Origin of the sequence: Streptomyces sp. NPDC051180, from assembly GCF_040689545.1 — a bacterium.
GTDB lineage: Bacteria > Actinomycetota > Actinomycetes > Streptomycetales > Streptomycetaceae > Streptomyces.
This window is the reverse complement of record NZ_JBFBBC010000021.1, coordinates 41086-57578: the sequence shown is the minus strand read 5'-3', so window position 1 is coordinate 57578 and position 16493 is coordinate 41086. Positions and strand designations below refer to the sequence as shown.

The following is a 16493-nucleotide window of genomic DNA, read 5'->3' as shown; positions in this document are numbered from 1 at the left end:
GACACATGACGGCAGCGAGCGCGACCAGCGCGACGGAGCGGTTCAGGGAGGCCCGGGACTTCCTGCTCCGGCATCGCGACGACTACGGGACCGCCTACGAGGGCTTCGAGTGGCCCCGTCCGGACCGTTTCAACTGGGCGCTCGAATGGTTCGACGTCATCGCCGAGGGCAACGACCGGACCGCCCTGCACCTCGTCGAGGAGGACGGCTCGGAGACGAAGGTGTCCTTCGCCGAGATGTCCGCCCGCTCGAACCGGGTCGCGAACTGGCTGCGCGCCCAGGGCGTCCGCGCGGGCGACCGGATCATCGTGATGCTCGGCAACCAGGCCGAGCTGTGGGAGACCGTGCTCGCCGCGATGAAGCTGCGGGCCGTCGTCATCCCCGCCACGCCGCTCCTCGGCCCCGCCGACCTGCGCGACCGCGTCGACCGTGGCCGCGCCCGGCACGTGATCGTGCGCGCCGAGGACACGGCGAAGTTCGACGACGTGCCCGGCGACTACACCCGGATCGCGGTCGGCGGGAACGGGGTGAACTGGCTCGGCTACGAGCACGCGGCCCGCGAGTCCGCCGACTTCGAGCCCGACGGCGTCACCCTCGCCGACGACACGCTCATGCTGTACTTCACCTCCGGCACCACCGCCCGCCCCAAGCTCGTCGAGCACACCCACCTCTCGTATCCGGTGGGGCACCTGTCGACGATGTACTGGATCGGGCTCAAGCCCGGCGACGTGCACCTCAACATCTCCTCGCCGGGCTGGGCCAAGCACGCCTGGTCCAACCTCTTCGCCCCGTGGAACGCGGAGGCGACCGTCTTCATCCACAACTACGCGCGCTTCGACGCGGCCCGGCTGATGGACGAGATGGAGCGGAACGGCGTCACCAGCTTCTGCGCCCCGCCGACCGTCTGGCGGATGCTGATCCAGGCCGACCTCGGACAGCTGAAGACCCCGCCGCGCGAGGTCGTCGCCGCCGGCGAGCCGCTCAACCCCGAGGTGATCGAGTCGGTGCGGCGCGCCTGGGGGGTCACCATCCGGGACGGCTTCGGCCAGACGGAGACCGCCGTGCAGGTCTCCAACAGCCCCGGCCAGCGGCTCAAGGAGGGCTCGATGGGCCGTCCGAGCCCCGGCTTCCGGGTCACCCTGGTCGACCCGGTGACCGGCCGCCCGGACGTCGAGGAGGGCGAGATCTGCCTCGACCTGTCGGCCAACCCGGTGGGCCTGATGACCGGCTACCACGGCGACCCCGAGCGGACCGCCGAGGCGATGGCGGGCGGCTACTACCGCACCGGCGACATCGGCTCGCGCGACGCGGACGGGTACATCTTCTACGTCGGCCGCTCGGACGACGTCTTCAAGGCGTCCGACTACAAGATCAGCCCCTTCGAGCTGGAGAGCGCCCTCCTGGAGCACGAGGCCGTGGCGGAGGCCGCCGTCGTCCCCGCGCCCGACCCGGTGCGCCTGGCCGTGCCCAAGGCGTACGTCGTGCTCGCCGCGGGCTGGGAGCCGGACGAGGAGACCGCGAAGGCGCTCTTCGCCCACTCGCGCGCGGTGCTCGCCCCGTACAAGCGCGTCCGGCGGATCGAGTTCGCCGAGCTGCCCAAGACCGTCTCCGGCAAGATCCGCCGGGTGGAACTGCGCCGGCTCACCGCCGAGGGCGGCGGCACGGAGTACGCGGAAGGGGACCTCTCGTGACCGGACCGACCCGGAGCACCGCCGAACTCTCCTACGCGCACGGGGTGTCGACCACCCCGCTCCTCGGCGACACGATCGGCGACAACCTCGACCGGGCCGTCGCCGCCTGGCCGGACCGGGAGGCGCTCGTCGACCTGCCCACCGGCCGCCGCTGGACGTACGCGCGGTTCGGCGCCGACGTCGACCGGCTGGCGGACGCGCTGCTCGGCAGCGGGGTGCGCAAGGGCGACCGGGTCGGCGTCTGGGCGGTCAACTGCGCCGAGTGGGTGCTCGTCCAGTACGCCACCGCCCGCGTCGGCGCCGTGATGGTCACCATCAACCCGGCCTACCGCGCCCACGAGCTGGCGTACGTCCTCGACCAGGCGGGGATCACCCTGCTCTTCGCCTCGCTCGCCCACAAGACGAGCGACTACCGGGCGATGGTCGACCACGTGCGGCCCGAGTGCCCGGAGCTGCGCGAGGCCGTCTACTTCGGCGACGCGAGCTGGGACGCGTTCCTCGGCCGCACGGCGGGCGGGCTGCGCCCCGAGCCGCTCTCCTGCGACGAGCCCGTCAACATCCAGTACACGTCGGGGACCACGGGCTTCCCCAAGGGGGCCACCCTCTCCCACCACAACATCCTCAACAACGGTTACTTCGTCGGGGAGATGATCGCCTACAGCGAGCAGGACCGCGTCTGCGTCCCGGTCCCCTTCTACCACTGCTTCGGCATGGTGATGGGGAACCTGGCCGCCACCTCGCACGGCGCCTGCATCGTGATCCCGGCCCCCTCCTTCGACCCCGCCGCCACCCTGAGGGCCGTCCAGGAGGAGCGCTGCACCTCGCTGTACGGGGTGCCGACGATGTTCATCGCCGAGCTGAACCTGCCCGACTTCGCGACGTACGACCTCTCCACCCTGCGCACCGGGATCATGGCGGGCTCGCCGTGCCCGGTGGAGGTGATGAAGCGGGTCGTCGCCGAGATGAACATGGCGGAGGTGTCGATCTGCTACGGCATGACCGAGACCTCTCCCGTCTCCACCCAGACCCGCCGCGACGACGACCTGGAACGCCGCACCGGCACCGTCGGCCGGGTCATGCCCCACGTCGAGGTGAAGGTCGTCGACCCCGCCACCGGCCTCACCGTGGAGCGCGGCACGGCCGGGGAGCTGTGCACCCGCGGCTACGGCGTGATGCTCGGGTACTGGGACGAGCCCGAGAAGACGGCGGAGGCGATCGACGCGGGCCGCTGGATGCACACCGGCGACCTGGCCGTGATGCGGGCCGACGGCTACGTCCGGATCGTCGGCCGCATCAAGGACATGATCATCCGGGGCGGCGAGAACGTGTACCCGCGCGAGATCGAGGAGTTCCTCCACGGACACCCCAAGATCGCCGACGTCCAGGTCGTCGGCGTCCCCGACGAGCGGTACGGCGAGGAGATCCTGGCCTGTGTCGTGGCCCGCGACCCCGCCGACCCCCCGACCCTGGAGGACGTCACGGCCTACTGCCGCGACCGGCTGGCCCACTACAAGATCCCGCGCAGGGTCGAGGTCCTCGCCGAGTTCCCCATGACCGTCAGCGGCAAGGTCCGCAAGGTGGAGCTGCGCGAGCGGTACGGCTCCGTCTGAGCCACGGGCGCGCGCACTCCGCCCCCGCCGCCTGCGCTCCCGGCTCGGCAGGGCTCGCGGCTCGGCGGAGTTCGCGGCTCAGCGGAGTTCGCGGCGCATGCAGATCCGGGGCCACGCGGAGAGGCCGTGGGCCTCCTCGGCGCGGCTGATGGCGAGGAGACCCTCGGTGAGGGCCGGGTCGGAGGAGGCGAGCGGGCGGAAGCCGAGCCGCGCGTAGTACGGGGCGTTCCACGGGACCTCGGTGAACGTCGTCAGGGTCAGGGCCGTCAGGCCCTGCCTCCTGGCGGCCGTGGCGAGATGCTCGATCAGCCCCCGGCCGACGCCCCGGCGGGCGGCGTCCGGGTGCACCGACACCTGCTCGATGTGGGCCGAGCCGTCCACCGTGTCGGTGAGGAGATACGCGACCGGGCGGTCGGCCGCGTCCACCGCGACCCAGGCGCGGCCCGCGTGGCGGTACGTCTCCAGGACGTCCAGGGGCAGCGGGTCGTCGTCGGCGATCGCCGCCATGCCGAGGGAACGGAACGGCTCGCCCGCCGCCCGTTCGATGTCCTGGAGCAGCGGGAGTTCGGCCGCAGCGGCCGCTCTGATGCGCATAGGACAGTATGGCGCGAGGGTGCCGGACAGGTCCGCCCGTGGCGGGACCCGGTCCGGGACGCGGCCGGTTCCGTCCTGCGTTCCCGGCCCGATCACGGGTCCGCGTGCCCGGCCCGTGCCTCGGCCCGTACGCGTACTGGTCGCCCTACGCGCTCCCGGCGGGCGACTCCCGGTCCGGGCGGTCGAGCAGGCCGCCCTCGCGGGAGAAGCGGGGCAGGAAGAGGGCGAGGGCCGGATCGCCGTACAGCGCCACGTACAGCTGGACCAGCCGTCCGTCGGTGACCTCGCGCCGGTGGGCCGGCAGCGGGTAGCGCTCGCGGAGGTCGTCGAGCAGCCTGCCCGCCGCGCGGGTCGCGGGCGGCATCCGCAGCAGCGCCACCGCCGCGAGGACCGTCGGCACGCCGACGGCGAGCGCCACGGCGACGTTCGCGGCGGAGGGCCCGGGGGTCCCGGGGCCGAGGAGCCCGGTCGCCGCACCCGCCACCACGGTCAGCGGGACGCAGCCGAGCAGAGCCCGGGCGGCCCACAGTCGCGCCGCCGGCCGCAGCAGTCCGGCTCCGCGCAGTTCGCCGCGCAGCGCGTCCACGGCGCGCCGCGCCTCCGGGCGCAGCGACAGGGCCCGCAGGGCGAACGCCCGGTGGAGCGCTCCGTGCACCCCGAGCTGGACGGGATCGCTGGTCCGGCCCGGGCCGCCGTTGGCCCGAATCGTATGTTTGCGGCCCGCGGCCACGGCGCCGCGCTGGTGCAGCGCCACGAGCGCGACGGTCACCGCCGCCCGCCGGCCGCCCCGCAGCAGCGCGAGGGCCTGCGGCGGCGGCACCTCGTCGCCGGCCACCCCTCCGCTTTCCCGGCTGCGGGTTCGCAACAGAGCGGCGGCCAGCAGGAGTTCCGCCCAGGCCGCACCGATGAACCACCACATCCCCGTCGCCATGACGCCCACCCCCGAGGGTGTTGTGCCCGGCAGAACATGATCGTCACGCGTGAATGGCCGGTTTCGGATGCCGAGGTCTTGTGGGCACGGCGGGAGGAGCGGTGCGCCCGTCCTCCGCGGGGTCAGGCTCCGCCCGCCGCCAGGTCGTCGGCGGCCAGGTTCACCGGCTGCGGGGTGCCGGTGAGGTCGAGCACGAAGAGCGGCAGACCGATCTCGGCGGCGCGGGAACGGGCCTCCGGGGTGTAGCCGGCGAGGGAGAAGAAGACGCTCACCGCGGAGGCGCTCAGCCCGTTCAGCCACAGGCACTCGACCGCCCGCAGGCTCGTCTGGCGGGTGCTCGGGTCGACCTGGGCGACGAGCCCGGGCGCCCTGAGGTCCACCCCGGAGGCCGGCCGCTCCTCCGGCTGCACGACGTCCCGGAATCCGAGCCAGCGCAGGTACCCGGCGGCCGCGGCCACCGCGTCCCGTGCGGTCCGGATCGTCACGGGCCGGAAGGCGCCGCGCACCGGGGCCGGACGCGGGGCCGTCGGAGGCAGCGGGATGTGCGCCGGGTACCGCTCGGCGAACGAGCGCTGCGACGCGCCGATCCGGGGCGGGACGCCCGCGCCCTGCGCCGCCGCGCGCCCCGTCCCCTGCCTCTCCTCCCGCTCCGACTCCCGCTCAGCCTCCGGCTCGTCCGCGGTCGGACCGTCAGGCCGGGGCCCGCCCGCGCCGCGCCCGCCCGCACCCGTACCGCTTCCTCCGGTGGGTCCGCTGCCGAACCAGTCCGACCCCGGCTCGACCGCCCGCGGCCGCGCCGTACCGGGCGGGGCGGCCGGGCCGACACCGGTCCCGCCCGCGCCGGAGTCGACTCCGCCCGGGGCGGCGCCGTCGGGACCCGCCGCCGCGTCCCCGCCCGGGCGGGGAGCACCGTGTGCCGGTTCCGGCCACGACTCCACGTGCTCGGATGCGGGCCCGGCGGTGGGTCCCGCGGCGGGCCCGGCGGCCCGTCCCACGGTCGGCCCGGCGGCCCCGAATCCCTGCTCCCGGCCCTGCTCGCCGGGCATCGCCCCACCCCGGTGCCGGCCGGTCCCCGGAGGGGTACCGCCCTGCTCGGAGACGGCCCCGGGCCGCACAGGGGACACCGGGGCGGGACCCGCGCCCGGCGCGGACGGCGGCGCGGACGGCGGCCCGGCGTCCGACGGAAGCGAGGTCGGCGGTTCGGCTCCCGGAACCCCCGGAGCCTCTGGTGCTCCCGGTGTTCCCGAAGCCTCCGGCGCTCCTGGTCCTCCCGCAGAGGGAGCCGTTCCGGTCACGGGCTGGACGGGGACGCGGAGGACGGTGCCGCAGGGGCAGCCGAGCTCGGGGTGGGGCCAGTCGTCCTCGCGGCCGCAGGCGCGGCACCGGACGGTGACCCATTCGTCGGTCCAGTTCCGGTGGGTGATGGGCTCCGCGGTCGCGCCCGCCGTCACCGCCGGCGCGACGGGGCTTCCGCACGCGCAGGGGAAGACGGGCGCCGCGTACGCCTGCGTACGCAGGCACTCCGGGCAGCGCACCGGTACGGAATCGCCCACAACCAACCCCCTGTCGTTCGGTCCCATCGTCCACCCATCGACCACCTCGGGGGAGGTCTTCGGCCACTTCGGTGATTCCGCCGGGCGGACGTCTCTTGACGGTTCTCCGCGACCCCACCTACATTGCTTCCGTATAGCAGAACAGTATTTCCGCATTACGGAAACAGGCCGCGAAGGGCTCCCGAGCCGCGACGCGCGCCCGCATCCGACCGGCCGAAGCAGGAGCACTCCCATGCCTCGTATGACCGCCGCCGCAGCGGCCGTTGAGATCCTCAAGCGCGAAGGCGTCACCCAGGCGTTCGGCGTCCCCGGCGCGGCGATCAACCCCTTCTACCGCGAGCTCAAGAACGTGGGCGGTGTCGGCCACACCCTCGCCCGCCACGTCGAGGGCGCGTCGCACATGGCCGAGGGCTACACCCGTGCCAAGGCCGGCAACATCGGCGTCTGCATCGGCACGTCCGGCCCCGCCGGCACCGACATGATCACCGGCCTGTACTCGGCGATCGCGGACTCCATCCCGATCCTCTGCATCACCGGCCAGGCTCCGGTCTCGAAGCTCCACAAGGAGGACTTCCAGGCCGTCGACATCGCCACCATCGCCAAGCCGGTGACCAAGGCGGCCACGACCGTCCTGGAGGCCGCGCAGGTCCCCGGCGTCTTCCAGCAGGCATTCCACCTGATGCGCTCCGGCCGTCCGGGCCCGGTCCTCATCGACCTCCCGATCGACGTCCAGCTGACCGAGATCGAGTTCGACCCGGAGACCTACGAGCCACTGCCGGTCTACAAGCCGCGGGCCACCCGCGCGCAGGCCGCCAAGGCGCTGAGCTTCCTCCTGGAGTCCGAGCGCCCGCTGATCGTCGCCGGCGGCGGCATCATCAACGCCGACGCCACCGACCTGCTCGTCGAGTTCGCCGAACTGACCGGCATCCCGGTCATCTCCACCCTGATGGGCTGGGGCACCATCCCGGACGACCACGAGCTCGCCGCCGGCATGGTCGGCGTCCAGACCGCGCACCGCTACGGCAACGCGACCTTCCTGGAGTCGGACTTCGTCCTCGGCATCGGCAACCGCTGGGCCAACCGCCACACGGGCTACAACCTGGAGGCGTACACCAAGGGCCGGAAGTTCGTCCACGTCGACATCGAGCCCACACAGCTCGGCAAGATCTTCGCCCCGGACTACGGCATCGCCTCCGACGCCAAGGCCGCGCTGGAGCTCTTCGTCGAGATCGCCAAGGAGCTGAAGGCCGCCGGCACGTTGCCGGACTTCTCCGCCTGGGCCGCCTCCGCCCAGGAGCGCAAGGCCACCCTGCAGCGCCGCACCCACTTCGAGAACATCCCGATGAAGCCGCAGCGGGTCTACGAGGAGATGAACAGGGCCTTCGGCCCGGAGACCCGTTACGTCACCACCATCGGTCTCTCCCAGATCGCGGCCGCGCAGTTCCTGCACGTCTACAAGCCGCGCCACTGGATCAACTGCGGACAGGCCGGCCCGCTCGGCTGGACCATCCCGGCCGCGATCGGCGCCGCCACCGCCGACCCGGAGACCCCTGTCGTCGCCCTCTCCGGCGACTACGACTTCCAGTTCATGATCGAGGAGCTGGCGGTCGCCGCCCAGCACAAGGTCCCCTACGTCCACGTCCTCGTGAACAACGCCTACCTCGGTCTGATCCGTCAGGCGCAGGGCGGCCTCGGCATCAACTTCGAGGTCAACCTCGAGTTCGAGAACATCAACACCCCCGAGATCGGCGTCTACGGCGTCGACCACGTCAAGGTCGCCGAGGGGCTGGGCGTCAAGGCCATCCGCGTCACCGACCCGGACAAGCTGGGCGAGGCGCTGGAGCAGGCCAAGAAGCTGGCCGTCGAGCACCAGGTCCCGGTCGTCGTCGAGGCCATCCTGGAGCGCATCACGAACATCGCGATGAGCAAGACGGTCGACATGAGTGACGTCACCGAGTTCGAGGAGCTCGCGACCGAGCCCGGCCACGCGCCGACCGCCATCAAGGCCCTCGCGGTCTGATCGCGACGCCGCACCACGGCCCCCGTCCCGAGGAGCACCGGGACGGGGGCCGTCCCCCACCCTGGCCCATCGGACCCGAGGCCGCCGACGCGCTCCGTCGATCCGTGCGTCAGCCCCCGCCCGGCGCCCGGACGAGCGTGCTGCCCGCCTCCGTCCGCTCGTACAGCACCGACCGGCCCGCCCGCCCGCGGCGTACCAGCCCGGCGTCGAGCAGCACCCTGAGATGGCGACCCACCGAGCCGAGCCCCTGGCCGGTGAGCGCCACCAACTGGCTGGTCGAGTGAGGGGATTCGAGGCGCACGAGGACCTCGGCCCGGGACCTGCCCAGGAGCGCGCCGAGCGCCTCCGGCACCAGCGGCCCCGCCGTGTCGGCCAGGACGCCCGCGCACGGGTACACGACGGCGAAGCGTTCCGTTCCCTCCCAGGAGACCCACCCCGTGTTCGCGGTAACCGGGACGAAGAGCAGCCGGCCGCCGTCGACCGCGCGCGGCGGATAGGCGCGGGTGCTGACCTGGAGGCGGCCGTCGCCGAGCCAACGGGTCTTGCCCGGGCACAGCTCGTCGAGCGCCGCGGCCCAGCCTCCCCGGCCCAACCGGGCCGTCCGGGCGACCACGTCGGCTTCGAGCGCCCGGCGTCGCCGCGGCCACTCGGGCAGCACGGTCTCCCGCCACACCCAGGTCAGGACCCCGGCCATCCGCTCCGGCAGATCCCGCGCCGAGCGGAGCGGCTCCGGCACGGGACGTCCGAGCGAGACGGCCAACTGCTCGACGGCGTCCGCCGGTTCGACGGCGCGCACGGCCTCGACCTCCTCCGCGAAGGTCCGCTCGCCGTCGCCCTGCGGCGTCGGCGTGAGGAAGTCCGCGTTCCAGGTCCGCCCGAGGGCCGCCCGGACGAGGAGGGCGTCGAGAGGTTCGGCGGCGAGGCGTTCCCGGTAGGCGGGGAGCCGCTCGGCCAGCCAGGCCCGCTCTCCGGGATGGGAGCCCGCCGCCGCGTGCAGGACCTTCAGGGCCGCGATCGCCTCGGCGAGCGGCGACAGCAGGAACCGGCCCCCCGCGAGCGAGTCGGCACCGATCCGCCACCAGCCCACGCCGCCACCCGCTCCCTCGGTTTCGCCTCCGCGCGAAACAGTACCGACGCCGCCGGGCCTCCCCGAAGCTCCTCGCATGCCCCGCTACCGCGCGCTGTTCCGCATCCCCGGGTTCACCCCGCTGTTCCTCACCGGCTCCGCCCAGATCGCCGCCCAGACCGTCGCCGGTCTCGGCCTCGCCACCCTCGTCTTCCGGGCGACCGGCTCCCCGCTCCTCTCCTCGCTCGCGCTGTTCGGCCCGTCGCTCGCCCAGCTCCTCGGCGCGACCACGCTGCTCTCGGCGGCCGACCGTCTCCCGCCCCGGAGCGCGCTCGCCGGCCTCGCCCTCTTCTTCGCCCTCTGCACCGCCGTCCTGGCGGTGCCCGCGCTCCCCGTCGGCGCGGTCTTCGCCGTCCTCCTCGCCCAGGGCCTCGCGGGGTCGCTGGGCGGCGGGGTGCGGCACGGCCTCCTCAACGAGATCCTGCCGCGCACGGAGTACCTGCTCGGCCGCTCCCTGACGAACATGTCCTCCGGGGTCTGCCAGATCGCCGGCTTCGCGTCCGGCGGGCTCCTCGTCGCCCTGCTCTCGCCGCGCGGCACGGTCCTCGTCGGCGCCGGGCTCCACCTCGCCGCCGCCGTCTGCGCCCGGCTCGGGCTCGACCGGCGGCCGCCCCGCGCCGCCGGGCGGCCGTCCTTCGCCGAGACCCGGCGCGGCAACGCGCGCCTGTGGGCGTCCCCCGCCCGCCGCCGCTGCTACCTGGCCCTCTGGGTGCCCAACGGGCTGATCGTCGGCTGCGAGTCGCTCTTCGTGCCGTACGCCCCCGGGCACGCCGGGCTGCTCTTCGCCTGCGGCGCGCTCGGGATGCTGGCCGGGGACACCGCCGTCGGCCGCTTCGTGCCGGCCCGGCTGCGCGCGCGTGTCCGGTTCCCCCTCCAGGCACTGCTCGCGGCCCCGTTCCTCCTCTTCGCCCTCGACCCTGGAGTGCCGCTCGCCGTCGCCGCCGTCACCGTCTCCTCCGTGGGGTACGGGGCGAGCCTGCTCCACCAGGAACGGCTGATGGAACTGGTGCCCGAGGAGCTGGCCGGGCACGCCCTCGGGCTGCACGTCTCGGGCATGCTCGCCCTCCAGGGGCTCAGTGCCGCGCTGGCCGGCACCCTCGCCCAGTCCACCTCCCCGCGCACCGCGATGGCGGCCCTCGCCGTCGCCTCGCTCACCGTGACACTCGCTCTGGCCCGCGCCGACCGCGCCGACGGCGACGGGAGCACCGACCGAGCCGACGGCGACGGGAGCACCGACCGGGCCGACGGCGACGGGACCGTCGACCGGCCCGGCGGCGGGGGAGCACCGTCGGCGAGGGCCGCACGGCGGCGCCCGGTGACGGCGACCAGGGCCGTGGACCCCGCGGCCGGACACGCAAGAAGAGCGCGGAACCAGGGACCGTAAACCTGGTTCCGCGCTCTCCGGCTTGATGACCGCCCGACGGCACGAGGCTGGCGCGACAGGACGTTCGCGCCGCCGGGCGGAGTCTGTGGGCCCCTTCCGGGGCTGGGCGTTGGGACCGCGGCGGTGCCGACGGGCGCGCCTGCCGTCCCTTCTTTCAGGTCAAGAAGGGGGGGCCGGGTGCCCTTACCACCGCACTGGCTCGGCGCCGCCGCGGTCCTCACGCTTGTCCGGTCCGCCGGCCACCCCTCATCCGGGCCGGCGATCCGGACCGCGTACGGCGCTGACCTCCCGTCAAGCGCCGCACGCAGTCTGGTTGCTGCGGTGCGGTCAGTCCTCGCGCAGGGCGCGGACCGCCTCCGCCACGCGCTTGCCGTACTCCGCGTCGGCGGCGGCGAAGTGCGCGAGGTTCTTCTCGATGACGTCCTCGCGGGACACCTGGGACAGGCCGCCGGCGATGTTGGCGACCAGACGGCCCTTCTCGTCCTCGGACATCAGGCGGTAGAGCTCGCCGGCCTGGAAGAAGTCGTCGTCCTTGGTGTGCTGCGGCGCCTCGTGGGTGCCGGTCCAGCCGTGGATCGCGAGCGGCGCGGCGAGCGCGGCGTCGGTCTGGGCCGGGCCCTGGTACGAGTTGGGCTCGTAGTTCTTGTCGTGGCGCGAACCGTTGCGGGTGGCCATGAGGCCGTCCCGGCCGTAGTTCTGGGCCGTGGTCGCCTTGGGGGCGTTCACCGGCAGCAGGGTGTGGTTCACACCGAGGCGGTAGCGGTGGGCGTCCGCGTAGGCGAAGAGGCGGCCCTGGAGCATCTTGTCCGGCGAGGGGCCGATGCCCGGGACGAAGTTGTTCGGGGAGAAGGCGGCCTGCTCGACCTCGGCGAAGACGTTCTCCGGGTTGCGGTCGAGGACCAGGCGGCCCACCCGCTGCAGCGGGTAGTCGCTGTGCGGCCACACCTTGGTGAGGTCGAACGGGTTGAAGCGGTACTCCGCGGCCTCGGCGGCCGGCATGACCTGGACGTACAGGGTCCACGAGGGGCTCACACCGCGCTCGATGGCCTGGAGCAGGTCGGTCTGGTGCGAGTTCGCGTCCTTGCCGACGAGCTCGGCGGCCTGGTCGGCGGAGAGGCTGCGGATGCCCTGGTTCGTCTTGAAGTGGTACTTGACGAAGAAAGCCTCGCCCGCCTCGTTGGTCCACTGGTAGGTGTGCGAGCCGTAGCCGTTCATGTGCCGGTACGAGGCCGGGATGCCGCGGTCGCCCATGAGCCAGGTGATCTGGTGGGTGGCCTCCGGGGCGTGCGCCCAGAAGTCCCAGACGTTGTCCGCCTCCTGCTTGCCCGTGAAGGGGTCGCGCTTCTGGGAGTGGATGAAGTCGGGGAACTTGATCGGGTCCTTGATGAAGAACACCGGGGTGTTGTTGCCGACGAGGTCGTAGTTGCCCTCTTCGGTGTAGAACTTCAGGGCGAAGCCGCGGGGGTCGCGGACCGCGTCCGCGCCGCCGAGCGAGTCGGCCACGGTGGAGAAGCGGATGAACGTCTCGGTCTTCTTGCCGACCTCGGAGAGGAACGCGGCCTTCGTGAAGCCGGTGACGTCGTCGGTCACCTCGAAGAAGCCGTACGCGCCGGAACCGCGGGCGTGCACCACGCGCTCCGGGATCCGCTCACGGTTGAAGCGCGCGAGCTTCTCCAGCAGGTGCTGGTCCTGGAGGAGGAGAGGGCCACCGACGCCGGCGGTGGCGGAGTTCTGGTTGTCGGCGACGGGGGCGCCGGACTCGGTCGTAAGCACGCGCTTCGACATCGTGACCTTCCGTACGGGGAGCTCTGCAGACGGTGCGAGGAGCGTAAATTCGGCTCGAACGTAACGTCAACAGTTTGTTGAAAAGGAAGTGTGGTGTTCCGGCCGGCGGCGACGCCTTGGGCGCGACAGGACAGTTGTCAGCGCCGCCGCCGACCGGAATTCAGGGGCCCCGGTAGGGGGCGGTGGGTCAGACCTGGCTGCCGGAGAGGCGCTCGACGGCGCGCAGCAGGGCCGAGTGGTCCAGGCCGCCGTCGCCCTGCGCACGCAGGGAGGCGACGAGCTGGGCGACGACGGCGCCGACCGGGAGGGCCGCACCGACGTTGCGGGCGGCGTCGGTGACGATGCCCATGTCCTTGTGGTGCAGGTCGATCCGGAAGCCGGGCTTGAAGTCCCGGTTCAGGAAGTTGTCCTTCTTGCGGGTCAGGACCGTGGAGCCGGCCAGACCGCCGTTGAGGACGTCCAGGGCGGCCTGGAGGTTCACGCCGGACTTCTCGAGGAAGACGACGGCCTCGGCGCACGCCTGGATGTTGACCGCGACGATCAGCTGGTTGGCGGCCTTCACCGTCTGGCCGGAGCCGTGCGGGCCGCAGAGCACGATGGTCTTGCCGAGGGCCTCCAGGATCGGGAGGGCCTCGTCGAAGTCGGCCTGCTCGCCACCGACCATGATCGAGAGCACGGCCTCGATCGCGCCGGCCTCGCCGCCGGACACCGGGGCGTCGATGACGCGGATGCCCTTCTCGGCGGCGTTCTTCGCGAGGTCGACCGAGGTCTGCGGGGTGATCGACGACATGTCGACGATCAGCGCGCCCTGCTTGGCGTTCTCCAGGATGCCCTCGGGGCCGTAGGAGATGGCCTCGACCTGCGGGGAGGCGGGCACCATCGTCACGATGACGTCGGCGTCCTCGACGGCCTCGGCGATCGACGCGGCGGCGGTGCCGCCGGCCTGGGTGAGCCGGTCCAGCTTGTCCTGCTCCAGGGTGAAGCCGGTGACCGAGTAGCCGGCCTTCAGAAGGTTCTCGGACATGGGGGAGCCCATGATGCCGAGGCCGATCCAAGCGATCTTGGGGAGGTTGCTCATGAGGGTGCCTCTCAAAACAAGGTGATACGGGGAGGTGGCCTGCGTCAGCGAGCCGGTCGGGCCTCGGCGGGCAGCCACTCGAAGGACGCGGCGGCGTCGGCGGCCTTGTACTCCAGGCCGACCCAGCCGTCGTAACCGGCCTTCTTCAGCTCGTCGAGGAGCTGCTCGAGCGGCAGGTCGCCGGTGCCCGGCGCGCCGCGGCCCGGGTTGTCCGCGATCTGGACGTGGCCGGTCTTGGCCGCGTACTCCGCGATGACCCGGCCGACGTCCTCGCCGTTCATCGACAGGTGGTAGATGTCGAGGAGGAACTTGGCGTTGCCGAGGCCGGTGGCCGCGTTCACCCGGTCGATCACCTCGATGGCGGAGGGGGCGCTCACCAGCGGGTAGAGCGGCGACTCCGGCTTGTTGAGGGTCTCGACGAGGAGGATCGCGCCGATCCGGTCGGCCGCGCGGGCCGCCAGGACCAGGTTCTCCAGGGCGAGGGCGTCCTGGATCTGCGGGTCGACGCCCTCCACGCGGTTGCCGTAGAGCGCGTTGAGCGCCTTGCAGCCGACGGAGGCGGCGAAGTCGGCGGCGACCTCGATGTTGGCGCGGAAGCGGTCCGACTCTTCCCCGGGTACGGAGAGGGCTCCGCGGTCCGGGCCGGGGAGCTGCCCGGCGTAGAAGTTCAGGCCCACCAGCTGGGTGCCGGCGTCCTCAAGAGCCTTCTTGAGGGCGTCGAGCTCGCTCTGCTCGGGGGTGGCGGTGTCGATCCAGGGCCACCACAGCTCGACCGCGGTGAAGCCCGCCGCGGCGGCGGCCGCGGGGCGCTCCAGGAGCGGGAGTTCCGTGAAGAGGATCGACAGGTTCACATCGAAGCGCTGGTCCGTGTATCCCATGAGGGGCGGCGCTCCTTCCGTATTGCGGAAGTAAGTTTCTGTCTGACGGAATGTTGCAAGGCGGGCGCCGTACTTGTCAAGAGGTCCCCGCAGGTCCGGGGCTCCCGCCGGGCGGAACGGGGCCGTAGCGTGGGGCCATGGTGCGTTTGAGAGTGGAGTTCACGACCGAGCCGTTCGACCTCGACGAGGCGCCGGCGCACGCGGTCGTGGCCCGTGAGGTCATCCAGTCGGCAGAGCTGGACGCGGTCGACGTCGGCCCCTTCGGCAACACGGCGGAGGGCGGCGCCGACGCGGTGCTCACCGCGGTCGACTCGCTGCTGCGCAGGTCGCTCGCGGCCGGTGCCACCCGCGTCTCCCTCCAGGTCAACGTGATCGGCGAGGGGGAGAAGTGAGCGAGCACCCGTTGGTCGCGGCCGTGAAGCCCCTGGTGGACGCCATGGGCGCCGAGCTGCTCGTCCCCGCCCAGGCGGAGCCCGACGACGTCGTGCTGGCCTGGGAGGGGGAGGACGTCCTCGCCGTACGGCTGCCGCAGCTGTCCGACTCCCTGGACCACATCCTGGCGGCGATGGAGCGGCGGCACGGGATGCCCCTGGCCGAACTCGACCGCAAGGCCAAGCAGGAGGTCGTCCGCCTGCTGGAGGCGCGCGGGGCCTTCTCGGTGCGCCACGGGGTGGAGACGGTGGCCGGGGCACTCGGTGTCAGCCGGTTCACCGTGTACAACTACCTGAACCGCGAGACCGCCCTGAACAGGGAAAAAGCCGCCAAGAACGACTAGTTGATCTTGTGTGGCCGGGAGCCGTCGTCCGGATGTCGGGACGACGGCTTTTGTGTGACCGAGTTTTCAACAAAGTGTTGACGTCGTGTTGCGGAGGGCGTTAGCTATCCGCAGCCCGTCCGACGCACAGCGAAAAACAGCCACGGAGGCTTCCCGTGACTTCAGGTACGACACCGGGCCTCACCCGGTTCAACACCTCGGCGGACAGCGAGGCCCTCGCCGCGCTCCACGAGGTGTGCTCCAGTTCGGCGTGGGGGAGCAAGCTCCTCGCCCAGCGCCCGTACTCCACCGCCGAAGCCCTCTTCCTCGCCGGCGACGCCGCCACGGCCGAACTGACCGCCGAGGACCTGGCCGACGCGATGGCGGGCCACCCGCCGATCGGTCGTCCGAAGGAAGGGGACCCGACCTCCTCCCGCGAACAGAGCGGGATGGCCGGCGCCTCCGCGGAGCTCAAGGCCGAGATGCTCGAACTCAACCTGGCCTACCAGGACAGGTTCGGTCATGTCTTCCTCATCTGCGCCACCGGCAGGACCGGCGAGCAGATGCGCGACGCGGTCCGCGAACGGATCGGGAACACGCCGGAGGAGGAGCGGGAGATCGTCCGCACCGAACTGGGCAAGATCAACCGCATCCGGCTGACCCGTCTCGTAGAGACCCCCGAGGAAGAGAGCTCCGCATGAGCACCGACACCACCGCCTCGGTGTCCACCCACATCCTGGACACCAGCATCGGCCGCCCGGCCGAGGGCGTCGCCATCACGCTCGCGGCCCGCAGCGGCTCCGGCGCGGAGTGGGTCACGCTCGGCGGCTCCGCCACCGACGCGGACGGGCGCTGCAAGGACCTGCCGGCGCTGCCGGAAGAAACCACCCACGTGCGTCTCGACTTCGAGACCGAGACGTACTTCGCCAAGAAGCAAGCCGAGGCGCAGCAGGACGCCCCCCGCGTAAGGGACAGCGGTGCGTTCTTCCCGGAGGTGGCGATCACGTTCGCCGTCACCCCGGGCGAGCACTATCACGTACCGCTGCTGCTCAACCCGTTCGGCTACTCCGTTTACCGAGGGAGCTAGCA

Annotated in this window: 15 protein-coding genes and 1 pseudogene; 8 read left to right on the top strand and 8 right to left on the bottom strand. The window is 72.5% G+C overall.

All coding sequences use genetic code 11. The features are described 5' to 3' along the window. Positions 1–5: 5 nt before the first annotated feature. Both AB0424_RS28285 and AB0424_RS28280 read left to right on the top strand, forming a co-directional pair. Entirely contained in the window at positions 6–1691 is a 1686-nt protein-coding gene (locus AB0424_RS28285) for an AMP-binding protein (protein ID WP_366309395.1), read from the top strand. Further along, complete coding sequence (locus tag AB0424_RS28280; RefSeq protein ID WP_366309394.1) at positions 1688–3301, top strand: AMP-binding protein; 1614 nt, start codon at positions 1688–1690, stop codon at positions 3299–3301. Before AB0424_RS28285 ends, AB0424_RS28280 begins: the two co-directional genes overlap by 4 nt. A gap of 78 nt (positions 3302–3379) precedes the next feature. Here AB0424_RS28280 and AB0424_RS28275 read toward each other — a convergent pair whose 3' ends face one another. The 4 genes and pseudogenes from AB0424_RS28275 to AB0424_RS28260 form a co-directional block, all read right to left on the bottom strand. Next, a complete protein-coding gene (locus AB0424_RS28275; protein ID WP_366309393.1) occupies positions 3380–3895 on the bottom strand; it encodes a GNAT family N-acetyltransferase in 516 nt (171 codons plus the stop codon). A gap of 145 nt (positions 3896–4040) precedes the next feature. Next, a complete protein-coding gene (locus tag AB0424_RS28270) occupies positions 4041–4826 on the bottom strand; it encodes a TIGR04222 domain-containing membrane protein (protein WP_366309392.1) in 786 nt (261 codons plus the stop codon). 122 nt (positions 4827–4948) lie between these two features. Next, positions 4949–5872 carry a hypothetical protein gene (locus AB0424_RS28265; protein ID WP_366309426.1) on the bottom strand — a complete coding sequence of 308 codons (924 nt, stop codon included), beginning with the start codon at positions 5870–5872 and terminating at the stop codon, positions 4949–4951. A gap of 246 nt (positions 5873–6118) precedes the next feature. Next, positions 6119–6406: pseudogene (locus AB0424_RS28260) on the bottom strand (hypothetical protein); the annotation flags it as partial. A 214-nt stretch (positions 6407–6620) separates the two neighbouring features. On the opposite strand from AB0424_RS28260, the gene gcl reads away from it, so the two are divergent. Continuing rightward, the gene (gene gcl, locus AB0424_RS28255) at positions 6621–8399 is read left to right on the top strand and encodes a glyoxylate carboligase (protein ID WP_366309425.1); all 1779 of its coding nucleotides are present in this window, start codon (positions 6621–6623) and stop codon (positions 8397–8399) included. A gap of 109 nt (positions 8400–8508) precedes the next feature. On the opposite strand, the gene AB0424_RS28250 is transcribed toward gcl, so the two are convergent. Continuing rightward, positions 8509–9486 carry a DUF5937 family protein gene (locus tag AB0424_RS28250; RefSeq protein ID WP_366309391.1) on the bottom strand — a complete coding sequence of 326 codons (978 nt, stop codon included), beginning with the start codon at positions 9484–9486 and terminating at the stop codon, positions 8509–8511. A 76-nt stretch (positions 9487–9562) separates the two neighbouring features. On the opposite strand from AB0424_RS28250, the gene AB0424_RS28245 reads away from it, so the two are divergent. Then, entirely contained in the window at positions 9563–10909 is a 1347-nt protein-coding gene (locus AB0424_RS28245; RefSeq protein ID WP_366309390.1) for an MFS transporter, read from the top strand. A 327-nt stretch (positions 10910–11236) separates the two neighbouring features. Here the strand turns inward: AB0424_RS28245 and AB0424_RS28240 are convergent, their stop codons facing one another. The 3 genes from AB0424_RS28240 to AB0424_RS28230 all read right to left on the bottom strand — a co-directional run bounded on the left by AB0424_RS28240 (position 11237) and on the right by AB0424_RS28230 (position 14650). After that, a complete protein-coding gene (locus AB0424_RS28240; RefSeq protein ID WP_366309389.1) occupies positions 11237–12694 on the bottom strand; it encodes a catalase in 1458 nt (485 codons plus the stop codon). 187 nt (positions 12695–12881) lie between these two features. Further along, complete coding sequence (locus AB0424_RS28235) at positions 12882–13772, bottom strand: 2-hydroxy-3-oxopropionate reductase (protein WP_366309388.1); 891 nt, start codon at positions 13770–13772, stop codon at positions 12882–12884. 44 nt (positions 13773–13816) lie between these two features. Further along, positions 13817–14650 carry a TIM barrel protein gene (locus AB0424_RS28230; protein WP_366309387.1) on the bottom strand — a complete coding sequence of 278 codons (834 nt, stop codon included), beginning with the start codon at positions 14648–14650 and terminating at the stop codon, positions 13817–13819. A 140-nt stretch (positions 14651–14790) separates the two neighbouring features. Between AB0424_RS28230 and AB0424_RS28225 the strand changes: the two genes are divergently transcribed. The 4 genes from AB0424_RS28225 to uraH all read left to right on the top strand — a co-directional run bounded on the left by AB0424_RS28225 (position 14791) and on the right by uraH (position 16491). Continuing rightward, positions 14791–15042 carry a hypothetical protein gene (locus AB0424_RS28225; RefSeq protein WP_317875524.1) on the top strand — a complete coding sequence of 84 codons (252 nt, stop codon included), beginning with the start codon at positions 14791–14793 and terminating at the stop codon, positions 15040–15042. A 44-nt stretch (positions 15043–15086) separates the two neighbouring features. Next, positions 15087–15425 (top strand): helix-turn-helix domain-containing protein, encoded by a 339-nt coding sequence (locus tag AB0424_RS28220; RefSeq protein ID WP_366309424.1) that lies wholly within the window; start codon positions 15087–15089, stop codon positions 15423–15425. A 155-nt stretch (positions 15426–15580) separates the two neighbouring features. Further along, entirely contained in the window at positions 15581–16105 is a 525-nt protein-coding gene (uraD, locus tag AB0424_RS28215; protein ID WP_366309386.1) for a 2-oxo-4-hydroxy-4-carboxy-5-ureidoimidazoline decarboxylase, read from the top strand. Continuing rightward, positions 16102–16491 (top strand): hydroxyisourate hydrolase, encoded by a 390-nt coding sequence (uraH, locus tag AB0424_RS28210; protein ID WP_366309385.1) that lies wholly within the window; start codon positions 16102–16104, stop codon positions 16489–16491. The genes uraD and uraH overlap by 4 nt, the downstream gene beginning before the upstream one ends. Positions 16492–16493: the final 2 nt, after the last annotated feature.